Annotated in this window: 12 protein-coding genes; 6 read left to right on the plus strand and 6 right to left on the minus strand. The window is 59.5% G+C overall.

Annotated features, from left to right (window positions below):
* Nucleotides 1–241 precede the first annotated feature (241 nt).
* Together pssA and ACZ9W6_RS09990 are read right to left on the minus strand one after the other, a co-directional pair.
* Complete coding sequence (pssA, locus tag ACZ9W6_RS09985) at nt 242–1,576, minus strand: CDP-diacylglycerol--serine O-phosphatidyltransferase (RefSeq protein ID WP_465190980.1); 1,335 nt, start codon at nt 1,574–1,576, stop codon at nt 242–244.
* A 72-nt stretch (nt 1,577–1,648) separates the two neighbouring features.
* Nucleotides 1,649–2,746: a polyamine ABC transporter substrate-binding protein gene (locus tag ACZ9W6_RS09990; RefSeq protein ID WP_465190981.1), complete on the minus strand. Its 1,098-nt coding sequence runs from the start codon at nt 2,744–2,746 to the stop codon at nt 1,649–1,651.
* A gap of 254 nt (nt 2,747–3,000) precedes the next feature.
* Here ACZ9W6_RS09990 and ACZ9W6_RS09995 point away from each other — a divergent pair, with 254 nt between their 5' ends.
* The 5 genes from ACZ9W6_RS09995 (at nt 3,001) to ACZ9W6_RS10015 (ending at nt 8,495) form a co-directional block, all read left to right on the plus strand.
* Nucleotides 3,001–3,516, plus strand: coding sequence for an RNA pyrophosphohydrolase (locus ACZ9W6_RS09995; protein ID WP_465190982.1), 516 nt, complete (start codon nt 3,001–3,003; stop codon nt 3,514–3,516).
* Between the two features lie 111 nt (nt 3,517–3,627).
* Nucleotides 3,628–5,595 carry a DNA topoisomerase IV subunit B gene (gene parE, locus ACZ9W6_RS10000; protein WP_465190983.1) on the plus strand — a complete coding sequence of 656 codons (1,968 nt, stop codon included), beginning with the start codon at nt 3,628–3,630 and terminating at the stop codon, nt 5,593–5,595.
* A gap of 115 nt (nt 5,596–5,710) precedes the next feature.
* Entirely contained in the window at nt 5,711–6,934 is a 1,224-nt protein-coding gene (locus ACZ9W6_RS10005) for a diphosphate--fructose-6-phosphate 1-phosphotransferase (RefSeq protein WP_465190984.1), read from the plus strand.
* 6 nt (nt 6,935–6,940) lie between these two features.
* Nucleotides 6,941–7,630 (plus strand): hypothetical protein, encoded by a 690-nt coding sequence (locus ACZ9W6_RS10010; RefSeq protein ID WP_465190985.1) that lies wholly within the window; start codon nt 6,941–6,943, stop codon nt 7,628–7,630.
* 19 nt (nt 7,631–7,649) lie between these two features.
* Complete coding sequence (locus tag ACZ9W6_RS10015; RefSeq protein WP_465190986.1) at nt 7,650–8,495, plus strand: hypothetical protein; 846 nt, start codon at nt 7,650–7,652, stop codon at nt 8,493–8,495.
* Between the two features lie 77 nt (nt 8,496–8,572).
* On the opposite strand, the gene metE is transcribed toward ACZ9W6_RS10015, so the two are convergent.
* Entirely contained in the window at nt 8,573–10,852 is a 2,280-nt protein-coding gene (gene metE, locus ACZ9W6_RS10020; RefSeq protein WP_465190988.1) for a 5-methyltetrahydropteroyltriglutamate--homocysteine S-methyltransferase, read from the minus strand.
* Between the two features lie 100 nt (nt 10,853–10,952).
* On the opposite strand from metE, the gene ACZ9W6_RS10025 reads away from it, so the two are divergent.
* Nucleotides 10,953–11,876: a LysR family transcriptional regulator gene (locus ACZ9W6_RS10025; protein ID WP_465191212.1), complete on the plus strand. Its 924-nt coding sequence runs from the start codon at nt 10,953–10,955 to the stop codon at nt 11,874–11,876.
* A 37-nt stretch (nt 11,877–11,913) separates the two neighbouring features.
* Here the strand turns inward: ACZ9W6_RS10025 and ACZ9W6_RS10030 are convergent, their stop codons facing one another.
* From ACZ9W6_RS10030 to ACZ9W6_RS10040, 3 genes are all read right to left on the minus strand, one after another.
* Nucleotides 11,914–12,504: a flavin reductase family protein gene (locus ACZ9W6_RS10030; RefSeq protein ID WP_465190989.1), complete on the minus strand. Its 591-nt coding sequence runs from the start codon at nt 12,502–12,504 to the stop codon at nt 11,914–11,916.
* 120 nt (nt 12,505–12,624) lie between these two features.
* Nucleotides 12,625–13,230, minus strand: a complete 606-nt coding sequence (locus ACZ9W6_RS10035; RefSeq protein WP_465190990.1) for a MarC family protein — start codon at nt 13,228–13,230, stop codon at nt 12,625–12,627.
* Nucleotides 13,231–13,313: 83 nt separating this feature from the next.
* Nucleotides 13,314–15,529, minus strand: a 2,216-nt coding sequence (locus tag ACZ9W6_RS10040; protein ID WP_465190991.1) for a THUMP domain-containing class I SAM-dependent RNA methyltransferase, incomplete at its 5' end; no start/stop codon positions are given.

The following is a 15,529-nucleotide window of genomic DNA, read 5'->3' on the forward strand; positions in this document are numbered from 1 at the left end:
GGACCGTGAAACGCCTTAGCGCCGATGATAGTGCAGATTGCCTGTGTGAAAGTAGGACACCGCCAGACTCCCCCACGGAAGCCCGACTCTATGAGTCGGGCTTTGTGCTTTGTGCAGGACGAAGCAAAGCAATCTCCCCGCCAAAACGATGCCGACCGGCATCTGTCCTGCCAATTCCATTCCCAGCTAGATCCAGCATCCGCCTTGCGGCCAACGTTGGCCGCAAGAGCAGGTAACAAACTTAAAGCATGCGTTTGAGCAGCTTGTCCAGGCGTACGCGATGCAGGCGTGTCAGTAGTTTCTGTACTTTAACCGGGTAGTCGGGTAGTGATTGCAGCTCGCGGTAATGCGTGAGCTGCGTTGTATGCTGGCGGATCTGCTGCAATTCAGATTCGCTGGCGGCAAATAGTTCGCCTTTGGGATCCTTGATCAGAATGCCGTTTTCCAGATCCAGCCGGAATGCTCTCGGGTTCAGGTTGTTGCCGGTCAGAAGTTGCCAGCACTTGTCTACCCAGATGCCTTTGAGGTGGAAGCTGTTATCGCCATCGCGCCAGAGACGAATGACAAGCTGTTGCGTGCTGATGTATTGCTGCTGCTTTTTGGCAAAGCTTCGCAGATTGGTTTCGTACAGATAGGGCAGTGCAGCGATGCTGCGAAATGGTTGCTCGGGCGGGATGTAAAAATCGTTGGCGGTCTTGTCGCCGACAATGATCTCGACCTGGCAACCTTGCATCAGCTTGTCGTTCAGAATCGCGGCAAGCTTTCTGGGTAGATTGAAATAGGGTGTGCACAGCGTGATTTTTTGCTGGGCTGAAGATAGCAAAGCAAGGATCTGCTGGTTCAGTAGGCCGTGACGTCCCAGACTGTTGTAGATATTCAGACTTGGGGCATTTGTGCTTGTCTGTATCGGGTATTGGTAATGATGCTGTTGCAGCTGCTTGCGTAGCTGGCGTATCTGCTCTTTGGGTGCGGGAACAGAAGATAGGTCCAGACGCATGGCAGCTGGGTGTGCTGATAGTTGCTCAAGATAGTCGGCAAAGCAGTCAGCCAACGGTTTGCAATCGAGTATGTGATAGCGGTCGTGGCGATAACGCTGCTGCATCTGCAGATACACATTGTTAAAGCTGGCGCCAGAGTAGAACACCTGATCATCGATCACGTGACCTTTGAGATGTAGCACGCCAAACAACTCGCGCGATTGTACCGGGATGCCAAAAATGGCTGGGACGTTGGCCGCATCCTCACGAACCAGCTCTTGATACCAGCCTGCATTGGTGTTGCCGGTATCTTTGCTGCCTATCAGGCCGCGCCTGGCGCGGTGGGCATCGACAAAAACGCGAATATCCAGATCCGGGCTGGCCAGTTTGGCATCGTGTAATGCCTGCATAATTAGTTCGCCACCACTATCGTGTTCAAGATAGAGCGCACATAGCAAGATTCGTTGTTTCGCCTTGGCAATGAGTTGTAGCAGCTGCTCGCGATAAGCTTCTGCGCTGTGCAGTGCGGTGAACTGGCTCGCCGAAAAAGGAATACCGTTATCGGGCAGCCGGCATTTGCCGAAGTTGAAAAAGTGCATGGTGACGGAATGTAGGGCGAATGAGTGCGATGAAAAAAGGCCGGGCGAGCCCGGCCTGCCACAGAAGTCAGCTTACTTCTTGTTGGTCTTGAATTCCTGCCACAGACGGGTGGTCAGGCGCTGGATCTTCGGATCCATCGGCAGCATGACAAAGCTCTTGGCCATGACTTCCTTGCTCGGGAAGATGGACGGGTTATTCAGGTTGGCCTTGTCGATGAACTTGCGTGCCGGCAGGCTGCCTGGCGCGTAAGTCACGGCATTGGCATTGTTGGCCGCAACCTTGGCATCGATGGTGTAGTTGATGTACTTGAGCGCGCTATCCACGTTCTTGGCATCTTTCGGGATCACCATGCTGTCGATCCAGATCGCCACGCCGTCCTGCGGTACCAGTGCCTGTACTTTCACGCCGTTCTTGGCTTCAGCGGCACGGTTGCGGGCGATATTGATATCACCACCGTAACCGAGCACCAGACACAGCGAGCCGCCGGACAACTCGTTGATATAACCGGAAGACGAGAAGCGGGTGATGCTCGGACGGATGGTCTTCAGCAGGTCGGCCGCAGCACGGTAGTCAGCTTCGTTCTTGCTGGATGGGCTCTTGCCCATATAGTGCAGAACCATCGGGAAAACCTCGGCCGGGGAATCCAGCATGCTTACGCCGCAGCTCTTGAGCTTGCTGACGTTTTCAGCCTTGAACAGCATGTCCCACTGCTTGGCTGGCAGCTTACCACCCAGAGCCTTGCTGGCCTTGTCGGTATTGATACCGAGGGTGTTGATACCCCACATGTATGGCACGGCAAACTTGTTACCCGGGTCAAACTGGGTCATCAGCTTCATCAGGTCCGGGTCCAGATCCTTGTAGTTAGGGATCTTGCTCTTGTCTACCGGCAGGTAGAGATTGGCCTGGATCTGCTTGGCCAGGAACTGGGCAGACGGGGTGACGATGTCGTAGCCTGATTTGCCGGTCAGCATTTTGGCTTGCAGGATTTCGTTGCTGTCGTAAACGTCATAGCGCACCTTGATACCGGTGGCTTTCTGGAAGTTGGGAATCGAATCCTCGGCAATGTATTCTGCCCAGTTATAGATATTCAGTTCTTGTGCAGCCAGTGCTTTACCTGCAAAACCAACCATCATCAGACCGACGCTCAGCGCCAGAGTTGTTTTCTTCATGATTTTTCCTCGTAGCCAACACTACCGACTTGTAAAAAAAGGCCGTAATGCCCAGCGGCTAATTAAAACCTGCTTGCGACAGCAATACAACCTTTGTAGGGGATTTTGACAAGATTGTTGCGACAGATTGTTTTAAAGAAAACTGCAACCAGCCCCTTGGGTGAGCTGCGCCTGGCAGCAAGCTTGGGGGATACATGGCAGCTACAGGAAAAATGTGTGAAAATTCGATGATCAAAGAGTTAACGGGTTGATACATGCTGGACAGGGATGGATATCGCCCCAACGTCGGAATCATTCTCATCAATCAGCAAAATGAGGTGTTCTGGGGCAAGCGGGTGCGAGAACACTCGTGGCAATTTCCGCAAGGTGGCATCAAGCCTGGTGAAAGCCCGGAGGCAGCCATGTATCGCGAGCTGGAAGAAGAAGTCGGCTTGCTGCCGCAGCACGTCAAGATTCTTGGCCGTACCCGCGACTGGTTGCGCTATGACGTGCCCACCAACTGGGTGCGCCGCGAATGGCGCGGCAGCTATCGCGGGCAGAAGCAGATCTGGTTCCTGTTGCGGCTGGTTGGCCGCGACAGCGATGTCTGCCTGCGAGCCTGCAGCCATCCGGAGTTCGATGGCTGGCGCTGGACACCTTACTGGGAGCCTATCGATAACGTGATCGAGTTCAAGCGTGACGTTTACGAACGTGCGCTGACCGAGCTGATGCGTTTCCTGCGCGGCGTAGAAAGCCGCGGTGAATATCTGGGCCGTTTGCAGGACCGGTAGCCGGATGCGCTGCCAGAGCCTCAGGCGGATAGGGCCACGCTGCAATGCGGCGTGGCCATGTTTTTTTTGGTGCACCGTCAGACGGTGCACGACTTGGCAAACAGGAATGACATGAGCCAGCAACAATACGACGAATCCTCGGTACGGGTACTGAAAGGGCTGGAGCCGGTCAAAGAGCGCCCCGGCATGTACACCCGTACTACCGACCCGACCCACATCTGCCAGGAAGTGATCGACAACGCCGCTGACGAAGCCTTGGGTGGCTTTGCGCGCAAGATCGCCGTCACTGTGCATCTGGATGGCTCGCTGACGGTCGAGGACGATGGCCGCGGTATTCCGGTCGGCCTGCATCCGCAGGAAGGTGTACCGGTGGTGGAGCTGGTCTTTACCCGTCTGCACGCCGGCGGCAAGTTCAACAAGAAAGACGGCGGCGCCTACGCCTTCTCTGGCGGTCTGCACGGTGTCGGCGTGTCGGTCACCAATGCGTTGTCTACCCGCCTCGAAGTCGAGGTCAAGCGCGAGGGCGGCGTACATCGCCTGGTGTTTGCCGGTGGTGATGTGATCGAGCCGCTGGCCCGTGTCGGTGACTGCGGCCCACGCACCAGCGGTACCCGCGTGCGCGTGTGGCCGGACGGCAAATACTTCGAAAGCCCGCGTTACTCGATGCCCGAGCTCGAGCGCCTGCTGCGTGCCAAGGCAGTGTTGCTGCCAGGCGTGGCGGTGACGCTGACCATCGAACGCCCGAGCGGCGACGAGGTCAAGGTCTGGCAGTATCCGGAAGGCCTGAAGAGCTATCTGGCCGAGCTGTGTGGTGATGACGAGCCGATCGCGCCGCTGTTCGCCGGCGAAGCCTATATCGGTGACGAGCACGAGCAGTTCGCCAAGGGCGAAGGCGCACAGTGGGCGATGGCCTGGTTTGAAGACGGTGCCAGTGGCGAGAGCTATGTGAACCTGATTCCGACCCCGGTGGGCGGCACGCACGAGGCCGGCCTGCGCGCCGGTGTGTTCGAGGCGGTGAAGAGCTTTATCGAACACCACAACCTGCTGCCGCGCGGCGTGAAAATCATGGCCGAGGATGTGTGGAGCAAGGTGCGCTTTGTACTGTCGGCACGCGTGCTGGATCCGCAATTCCAGGGCCAGACCAAGGACAAGCTGACCAGCCGCGATGCGCTGAAGCTGATCTCAGGCCTCGCGCGTGACCCGGTCGAGCTGTGGCTGAACCAGCATGTCGAGGCCGGCAAGAAGATTGCCGAGCTGGCGATCCGTCAGGCGCAGTCGCGCCTGAAATCGGTGAAGAAGGTCGAGAAGAAAAAAGGCTCGGGCGTGGCGGTATTGCCGGGCAAGCTGACCGACTGCGAGAGCGAGGACATCGAGCGCAACGAGCTGTTTCTGGTCGAGGGTGACTCGGCTGGCGGCTCGGCCAAGCTGGCGCGCGACAAGGAATATCAGGCCATTCTGCCGCTGCGCGGTAAGGTGCTGAACAGCTGGGAGACGGACAAGGATCAGCTGTTCTCCAATGCCGAGATTCACGATATCGCCGTCGCCATCGGCGTCGACCCGCATGGTGTGGACGACACGCCGGATCTGTCCGGCCTGCGCTATGGCAAGATCGCCATTCTGTCGGACGCCGACGTTGACGGCTCGCACATTCAGGTGCTGCTGCTGACGTTGTTCTTCCGCCACTTCCCCAAGCTGGTCGATAAGGGCCATATCTATATCGCCCAGCCGCCATTGTTCCGTGTCGATGTACCAGGACAGGGCAAAAACCGTCCGCCGCGCAAGCTGTACGCGCTGGACGAAGGCGAGATGACGGCGATTCTCGACCGCCTGCGCAGCGAGGGCGTGAAAGAAAACGCCTGGAGCATTTCGCGCTTCAAGGGTCTGGGCGAGATGAATCCGGAACAGCTGAAAGACACCACCATGAATCCGGACACCCGTCGCCTGTCGCGGGTGCAGGTGCGGGCTGGTGCCTTCAAGGAAACGCGCGAGATGTTCGTGATGCTGATGGGCAAGGGCGAAGCCTCCAGCCGCCGCAGCTGGATGGAGGCGCGTGGTAACGAAGCCGACGTCGATATCTGATTATTGCTGAACAAGGTTGGCCGCAAGTCCCTCGGGGCTTGCGGTTTTTCTTTGTGTCAGCACAAAGGCGGCGGCGTGTAGTGGTAGCAAAATGGTATCAACAAGGAGGTGTGTGATGGCGAAATTGCTGTATCTGCAGTCTGGCGGCCCGACCGCCGTGTTGAATACCTCGGCACTGGGGGCCTTGCGCGAAGCGCGACGCCAGGGCGTGCCGGCGCTGGCCGCCGCCGACGGGCTGACCGGTTTGCTGGAAAAGCGCCTGTTTGACCTGTCCGGCATCAGCGATGCGGCACTCGACAAGCTGGCGCTGTTGCCGGGCGCGGCCTTTGGCACCAGCCGGCAGATTCTGCCGGCCTTCGAGCAGGCTCCAGAAATGTGGGCGCAGCTTGCGGCCAACCTCAAGGCTGCCGATATCTGCTATGTACTCCTTAATGGCGGTAATGGCTCGATGGAAACCGCGCGCCAGCTGCACCTTCTGGGCGAACGTTTCGGCCTGCCTTTGCGCGTGGTCGGTATTCCCAAGACGATAGACAACGATCTGGAGCGCACCGACTTCAGTCCGGGTTTCCCGTCCGCCGCCAAATATCTGGCGGCCAGTCTGCGCGAGGTGATGCTCGATATGTGCAGCATGGGCCGTAATCGCATCTTCATCATGGAGACCATGGGGCGGCACGTCGGCTGGCTGACCGCAGCCTGCGCACTGGCGGCCTGGGATGGCGGCCCGAAACCTGTCTTGCTGTTGCCTGAAGTTGCCTACGATGAAGCTCGGTTGCTGCAAGCGGTGCAGCAGCGTTTGCGTGATGATGGTTGCTGCGCGATTGCGGTGTCGGAAGGCTTGAAAGATGGCAACGGGCAGTTTGTGACGCTGGCGCATGCCTCGGCGATTTACGGTCATGAACAACTCGGTGGGACTGGCGCCTGGCTGGCTGGGCGATTGCAGGCGCAGCTGGGCCTGAGTGCCCACGTAGCGCAAGTCGATTGCCTGCAGCGGGCGGCGCGTCATCTGCTGTCGGCGATCGACTACCAGGCGGCGCTTTCTTGCGGGCAAGAGGCGGCGCGGCTGGCGCTGGCTGGCGGCAGTAATGTGATGATCAGCATCCGACGTCAGGGCGAGGGCTGGCATTATCCAGCGGTGGCGCTTGAGGGCATTGCCAATCTGGAGCGCGCCTTGCCTGCAGCATGGATTGCCGCAGACGGGCAGGATGTGACGGCCGATTTTCATGCCTATCTGCAGCCTCTGATCCAAGGCGAAGTGGCTGATCATTATGAAATGGGCTTGCCTTACGCCGGCAATCGCGACTGGCCCTTGCTAGACTGGATGAGTGGCATTAATCGGTAATTGGCGATGCGTGGTCAGGATGTCGGCCTGCTTTGTGCGCTCTGGCTTGCGGGTTCAGCAAGCCTGCAGGCAGCAGAGTTACAGGAGCTGGATTTCTATCTGGCTCAGATTCCTGGCGTATACGAAGAGCGCAATGGGCAATTTGTCGGCATCTATGTTGACATGCTGAACGAGATGGCTGCTCATGCCGGCATCCGCTTCCGTTATCAGCTGGCCCCGAGGGATCGGGCCGTGCTGGAACTGAGTCACAAGCCTGGGTGCTCCTCTTTCACCTTGCTTGAGCCCGTTCATGCGCCTGCCGGTATGGTGCTGCTGAAAGAGGTTGGCCGCACCCAGATTGCCGCTTATGTGCTGCCGGCCTCAACGCTGACCATGAAGGATGTGTCACATTTGCCGGTAGGGCAGGTGATGGCGTTTGGTGAGGATATTTCACTCAGCCTGCATCGTCATGGCATCGATAACGCCGTCATCAAAGGATCGCTGGCCCGCGCTATCAGCATGTTGCAGGCAGGGCGATTCAGTGTGCTGTTTACCACGCCGGCTTCGCTGAGTGGTTTGCCAGCGGTGAAGCTCAGGCAGATTGAGGTGTTTGGCAGTATGTCTTCATGGTTTGCCTGCTCCAGCCTGCTGGGCGCAGAGCTGCAGCAACGATTGCTGCTGGCATGGTCAAAAGTAAAGATACCGGCCGGCAAGTAGTCAACGTAACGGAGGAAATATGCGGCGATTTGCTTGCTTGCTCTTGCTGGTTTTGTTCGCCGCACCGGTTTACGCCAAAGTCTGGCAAATACGTTATGCGCGCGTATCAGGGCTGGAGGACCCGCACTGGCCTTATATGCAGTCCTTGCTGTTGATGGCCTGTGAAAAACAGCGGCAAAAGTGCGAGTTGCGCCCGGCTGACAATATGAACCAGGGCCGGGCCATGATAGAGCTGCGGCAGAAGCAGCGTGATGTCGACCTGTTCTGGGGCATGACCAGCAAGTCACGTGAAAGTCTGGTCATGCCTATCCGCATTCCCTTGTTCAAGGGTCTGATTGGTTGGCGGGTGGCATTGATTTCCAGCAAGCAGCCACGGCTGTTGGCGTCAGTTCATGGCATCAAGTCGCTCGCGGCTTTTCGCGCCGGGCAGGCGGTAGACTGGCCGGATACACCGATACTGCAAAACGCCGGCTTGCCGGTCGTGACGGCCAACGAATACAGCAATCTGTTTCCGATGCTGAAGAATGCCCGTTTCGACTACTTCCCGCGCAGTGTGATCGAGGTATTGCAAGAAGCGCAGATGCCACAGGCTGCCGGCCTGATGATAGACCCGCATATCGTCGTGCATTATCCGGCGGCCTTTTACTTCTTTGTGTCACCGCATATGAAGGATCTTGTGGCCATGCTGGAAAAAGGGCTGGAAGCCGGTATCAAGGATGGCAGCTTCGAGGCCTTGTTCCAGAAATACAATGGCGAGCATTTGCGCCAGCTGAAAATGAGCCAGCGAGAAATCATCGAGATTGATAATCCGCTATTACCCAACTCGGTGCCACTGAAGCGCAAGGAGTTGTGGTACCGGCCATAAGCCGGAAACCAGCAACAAGGCCGCTGCATGCAGCGGCCTTGTTGTTTGCAGCCATCACGCCAGGCGGGAAGCCAGGTTTACACCGTTGCGGCCAACTTGCTGCGCAGGCGGCGGGTCACGTTCATCATTGCGCCGAGGGCGGCTTCGACTTCCGGCCAGCCACGGGTTTTCAGGCCGCAATCCGGGTTCACCCACAAGCGCTCGGCCGGGATCACATCCAGCGCCTTGAGCAGCAGGTTTTCCAGCTCGTGCTCGCCGGGTACTCGCGGGCTGTGGATGTCGTACACGCCAGGGCCGATCTCGTTTGGGTACTGGAAGCTGCCAAAATCACGCAGCAATTCCATATCAGAACGCGAAGTCTCGATGGTGATCACGTCGGCATCCAGCGCGGCGATGGAAGGCAAGATGTCGCCGAATTCCGAGTAGCACATATGGGTGTGAATCTGCGTGCTGTCGTCGACCTTGGCGCACGACAGGCGGAAGGATTCACCGGCCCAGGCCAGGTACGCGGCCCAGTCGCCACGCTTGAGCGGCAAGCCTTCGCGCACGGCTGGTTCGTCGATCTGGATCACCTTGATACCGGCGTTTTCCAGATCCAGCACCTCGTCGTTGATCGCCAGTGCGATCTGCTTGCACACCTCGCTGCGTGGCAGGTCATTACGCACAAAGCTCCACTGCAGGATGGTGACCGGGCCGGTCAGCATGCCTTTGACCGGACGCTCGGACAGGCTCTGCGCATACACCGCCCAGCTGACCGTCATCGGGTTCGGGCGTGCCACATCGCCGAAAATCAGCGGCGGCTTCACGCAGCGGCTGCCATAGCTTTGCACCCAGCCGTATTCGGTGAAGGCAAAGCCGGCCAGCTGCTCGCCGAAGTATTCCACCATATCGTTGCGCTCGGCTTCGCCGTGTACCAGTACGTCGATACCGAGTGCCTCTTGTTTGCGGATCACCAGCTCGATCTCGGCTTTCATTGCCCCTTCGTAGTTGGCCGCATCGATTTCGCCACGCTTGAAAGCGGCGCGGGCGGCGCGGATTTCGGCAGTCTGCGGGAAAGAACCGATGGTGGTGGTCGGCAGCAGCGGCAGCTTCAGCCATGCGGCCTGTGCCTTGGCGCGCACCGGATAGGCGCTGGTACGCTGGTCGCTGCCGGCTGGCAGTGCGGCCAACCTTTGTGCCACATCGGCACGGTGGATACGTGGGCTGCGGCGGCGCTCGTCACGGGCAAAATTGCTGGCAGCCAGCTCGTTTTCGATACTGTCGCGACCTTGCAGCAAGCCGCGCTTGGCCAACTTCAGTTCGTTAAGCTTTTGCACGGCAAAGGCGAGCCAGCTCTTCAGGTCGCCATCCAGCTTGCCTTCCTGGGCAAGGTCAAACGGGCAATGCAATAGCGAGCAGCTCGGTGCCAGCCACAGCTTGTCGCCCAGCTGTGCGCGCAGCGCTTCGGCCTGCGCCAGCACCGCATCCAGATCGGCGCGCCAGATGTTGCGGCCATCGATCAGGCCCGCCGACAGTACCTTGTCTTGCGGCCAGGCTTGCACGAATGTGTCCAGTTGTTCCGGTGCACGGATCAGGTCCAGATGCAGGCCGGCCACCGGCAGTGCTTTCAGCAGTTCGGCGTGAGCCGCCACGCTGCCAAAGTAAGTCGCCAGCAGCAGTTTCAGCGGGCTTTGCGCCAGCGCGGCATAAGTCGGGGCGAAGGCATCCAGCCACGCTTGCGGCAGATCCAGCGCCAGGATCGGCTCGTCAATCTGTACCCACTCAACTTTGGCTTCGTTCAGCGCCAGCAGCAGTTGCTGGTAAGTGGCCAGCAGGGAAGGCAGCAGGCTCAGTCGGTCGAAGTCGGCACCCTTGCATTTGCCCAGCCACAACAGCGTCAATGGCCCGATCAGTACCGGTTTGGCCTTGATGCCCAGCGCCTGTGCTTCGGCAATCTGAGCCAGCAGCGGTGCAGGGTTGGCCGCAAAGTCGGTATCGGCCTGCCATTCCGGCACCAGATAGTGATAGTTGGTATCAAACCACTTGGTCATTTCCAGTGCGTGCAGCTGCTTGTTGCCGCGTGCCAGTTCGAAATACTGGGCGGTGGACAGCCTGGCCGCATCAAAACCGAAACGGCGCGGAATGCCACCCACCAGAATCTGCGCGTCCAGCACCTGGTCGTACAGTGAAAAGTCGCCAACCGGCAGCAAATCGAGGCCGGCGCCTTTTTGCAGCAGCCAGTGTTTCTGGCGCAATTCACGCGCGCCCTGTTGCAGCTCGGCCTCGCTGATGTCGTTCTTCCAGAACTTCTCGACCAGGAATTTCAGTTCGCGACGGGCGCCAACGCGCGGGAAACCAAGAATATGAATGTGGCTCATGTGGAATGCCTTCGATGATGAATTTGTCTACACATCATCTGACAGGCATAATCATGAGGCAATTTCATTATTTTATGGTTGGCCATTAAAAGGATTCATGATGCAGAGCCTGCTCGAACTACGCCATCTCAAGACCCTGCTGGCACTGGCGGATACCGGCAGCGTGTCGCAGGCCGCCAAGCGCGTGTTTCTGACCCAGTCGGCGCTGTCGCACCAGCTCAAGGCGCTGGAAGAGCATTACGGCTTGCCGCTGTTCGAGCGCAAGACCCAGCCGCTGCGTTTTACGCCGGCCGGCGAGCGACTGCTGCAACTTGCGCGTGCGGCCAACCTGCTGATTGCCGATGCCGAGCGCGATATTGCACGCTTGCGTGAGGGCGAAGCGGGTGAGCTGCGCATCGCGGTCGAATGCCACACCTGCTTTGACTGGCTGATGCCGGCCATGGACGCCTTTCGCCAGCACTGGCCGGCGGTGGAGCTGGATATCGTGTCTGGCTTTCATGCCGATCCGGTCGGCCTGCTGATGACGCGGCGTGCCGATCTCGCGATTACCTCGGAGGCCGAGCCGCAGGATGGCGTGGTTTATCAGCCGCTGTTTGCTTATGAAATGGTGGTGATCATGGCCAAAGATCATCCGCAGGCGGGCAAGGCGGTGTGGCAGGCGGAGGACTTTGCCAGCGAGACGCTGATTCATTATCCGGTGCCGGAAATCATGCTGGACCTGATGCGCAAGCTGCTGAAGCCGGCCGGCATCAACCCGCCGCGCCGCACTTCAGAGCTGACTGCCGCCATCATCCAGCTGGTGGCCAGCCGCCGCGGCGTGGCGGCGATGCCGTTCTGGGCGGTGCAGCCTTATCTGCAGCGCGGCTATATCAGCAGCGCACGCATCAGCGAGGCGGGCTTGCAAAGCGAGCTGTACGCCGCACTGCGCAGCGAAGAGGCGGGACTCGCTTATATGCAGGATTTTCTGGACACGGTGCGCGAGCAGAGTTTTGCTACCCTGCCGGGCCTGAGCGTGCTGGAGTAAGCATTGCGGCCAACCTTTAGCAAGGTTGGCCGCAGGCTTAATCAGGCCGCTGCATCGCGAGTTCTGGCCGGCTCAGGCTGTAATCATCACCGCCCAGCTTGCCCAGCAATAGCGGGATGTCTTGTGGTTTGGCACAGTCCGGCGCGTCGATGCCAAGTACATCCAGCAACAGCAGTGTGCCGCCCATGGCTTCGGGCGAGATGATGATCTGCTCGCGCAGGCGGCAGGCAATGCGCAGCGGGCTTTCCGCCACGCCGGGCACGGCGTGCCACGGTTGCGGGGCTGGGGTGAGGCCGGCCAGTTGCAGCTCGCTGCTGTCTGGCGGGTAGTTGCCGCAGCTCAGATTCATCTGTGTGGCGACGTTTTCGCTGACCACATTCACTACGCATTCGCCATTGGCCAAGAGATTGCGCACGGTGTCTTTCTGGCGGCCATCGCGCGGATTCACCTGGCTAAACAGCAGCACCGGCGGGGCAAGACTGGCGACGGTGAAAAAGGAAAACGGTGCCAGATTGATGACGCCTGTGTCGTTGCGGCTGCTGATCCAGGCGATGGGGCGTGGCACCACGGCGTGGGTCAGCCATTGATAGAGTTGTTGCGGGCTGCTGTGCTGGCTATCGAGCTGCATGCTGGTGTCCGGCCTGACAAAGCTGCATTTTGCCGCAGTGCTTGTTTTTCGCCCAGCCCAATGCATTGCGGCCAAGCTCTTGCAAGCTTGGCCGCAAACCTTGTGTGAAGCCGCTGGTGATCAGGTCAGCTTGTTGATGTAGGCGGCGACGCCGCTGAGCAACATTTCGATCGAGATCGCGGTCAGCACCAGGCCCATCAGGCGTTCCAGTGCGCTGATTGCCTGTTCGCCCAATACCTTGTGGATCTTGCCGGAAAACAGGAATACCACCAGCGTCACCAGAATGGTGATGGTCAGCGCGCCTATCCATTCCAACATGCGTTCTGGCTCGCGGGTGGACATCAGCAGCACGGTGGCCATTGCCGACGGGCCGGCAATCAGCGGAATGGCAATCGGCACGATGAAAGGTTCGCCATGCGCCTTGTCGCCACCAAAAACGCTGGCGCCTTCCTGCGGGAAGATCATGCGAATCGCGATCAGGAACAGGATCACGCCGCCGGCCACACGCAGGCTCTCGTCCGACAAGTGCATGACTTCGAGAAAGCCCTTGCCGAAAAACATGAAGGTCAGCAGCACGCCAAAGGCGATCGAGCATTCACGGAACACCACCTTGCGGCGACGCTCGGGCTTGACCTGCTTCAGCGCCGCGATAAACAGCGGAATATTGCCGAGCGGGTCGGTAATCAGGATCAGCAGTACGGTGGCTGACAGGAATGAAGTATCCATGAGGTCTACCTGTAAAGAGGGCAAACACGAAAAAGGGCGTGATTATCTCACGCCCTTGTTATAGACAGATGTCGGATGTCCGATTACTGATCGTTACTGTCGTTTTTTTCCTTGCGGTTAGAACCTGCTACCACTGGGAATGCATAAACGCGGCATTCCAGTGCGCCGTTATACAACATGGGTTTGGCGGCAGGCTGCAGGCGCATCAGGCCGGGCAGGCGTTCGTCAGCGGTCATCAGGTGAGCGGTCCAGCCGGCAAAGCCGCGCTTGAGCCAGCTGGCCAGCTGCGGGTAGAGCTCGGCCAGGCTGTCCTGCTCGTCCAGACGCACGCCGTATGGAGGGTTGCAGACGATGAGGCCGGATTCGGCCGGGGCATCCAGCTCGCTGGCATCGCCCTGGCTCAGGGTGACCACTTCGGCCAGGCCACACTGCGCCAGATTGCGGCGTGCCATCTCGACCATTTCGCTGGAAATGTCATTGCCGAAAATGGCCAGCCCTTCGGCCGGACGTTCGGCCAGCTCGGCATCGCTGCACAGGCTGCGCCACAGGATGTCGTTGTGGCCGGCAAAACGCTCGAACGCGTATTCGCGATGGCGGCCCGGCGCGCGGTTCAGCGCGATATCGGCGGCTTCCGCCAGGAAGGTACCGCTGCCGCACATCGGGTCGAGCAGGGCTTGCGTGCCATCGTAGCCGGCGGCCAGCAGGATGCCGGCTGCCAGGTTTTCGCGTAGCGGAGCCTCGCCGGTTTCACGACGCCAGCCGCGCTTGAACAGTGCTTCACCGCTGGTGTCGAGGTAAATCTGTACGTCAAAGCCGGAAACAAACACGCGAATGCGCATGTCCGGATGGCGGGTGTCGACGCTAGGACGCGCACCGCAAGCGGCGCGGAAGCTGTCGCAGATCGCATCCTTGACCAGCAGCGACACGTAGTCGAGGCTCTTCAGGCGGGCGTGGCCATCGGTGTTGACCTTGATGGTGCAGGCAACGTCAAACAGTGCCGACCAGTCGATCTGGCGTGCCAGGTCGTAGATGTCGCGCTCTTGCTGGAAGTTGCCGTGCGCCAGTTGTTGCAGCAGGCGGCTGGCGATGCGCGAATGCAGGTTCACGCGCATCATGGTTTCGGCGGTGCCGGTGAAGTGTACGCCACCGTCAGTCATCTGCAGCTCGAGGCCGCCCTGGGTGGTGATTTCTTCCGCCAGCAACTTTTCCAGGCCACGCGGGCAGGTAGCAAACAGGGCGAACTGGCCTTCTTTCAGGCTACGCGGTGCTGCCTTGACGTAGGCGCTGCGGCCAACGTTGGCCGCACCGTCGCGTGCGCCGCCTTCACTGCGGGCATGACGTGGCTTGTCGTGGCCGCCATCGCGCGGGGCACGATCGCCAAATAGCGGCTTGCGCTCGCCAAAGGACTGATCGCGGTCGCGCGGCTGACGGTCGTCGAAACGCGGCTTGCGCTCGTCGAAACCACGACGCTCGTCACGCTGACGATCGCCAAAGCGTGGCTTGTCGAAGCCGCCTTCACGTGGCTGACGCTCGCCATCACGCGCAAAACGCGGCGACTGGCGGGCTTCGTCCTGCCAAGGCTTGCGCTCTTCGCGTTCCTGACGTGGCGGGCGGCTGTCCTGTTCGCCATCGGTGTTTTCTTCGCGACGACGCAGCAGATTGCCAAGACCGCGCGGTGCATCGGCCGGACGATGTTGCGGCTCGTCAAAGGTGCGATTGCGGTTGAAGCCGCCATTATCGCCATGCTGGCGCGCATCACGTGCCGGAGCCTCGTCACCATCTTCGCTCTGCTCTCGGCGCGACTTCAGAAAGGATTTCGGGCGTACCGGCTCGGGCTGCTCGCGGCGTTCCTGCGGTTTGAAATCCGGATGTGCCTGACCACGGCCGGCAACGCGGTCGCGGGTGTAGCGTTTTTCTTCGCGCTGATCGTCTGCTGCCGGGGCCGGGTTGGCCGCAGCGGCAGCCTCAGGCTTGCGCTGACCGAACAGCACTTTCGGTGCGTCAGCTGCTGCGGCATTGTCGCCAGACTGGTTGTCACGGCCTTCAAAGCGTGGCTTGCGATCATCATAGCGTTGGGTGCGTGGCTCGAAGCTGCGTCCCTCTTCACGTGGTTGACGATCTTCGAAGCGTGGTTTGCGTTGTTCGAAATCACGACCGCCTTCACGTGGCTGGCGATCTTCGAAGCGCGGCTTGCGCTGTTCGAAATCACGGCCTTCTTCGCGAGGCTGACGATCACCGAACAGCGGCTTGCGCTGTTCGAAGTCACGGCCGCCTTCACGTGGCTGGCGATCTTCGAAGC

Source organism: Vogesella lacus (assembly GCF_979366295.1).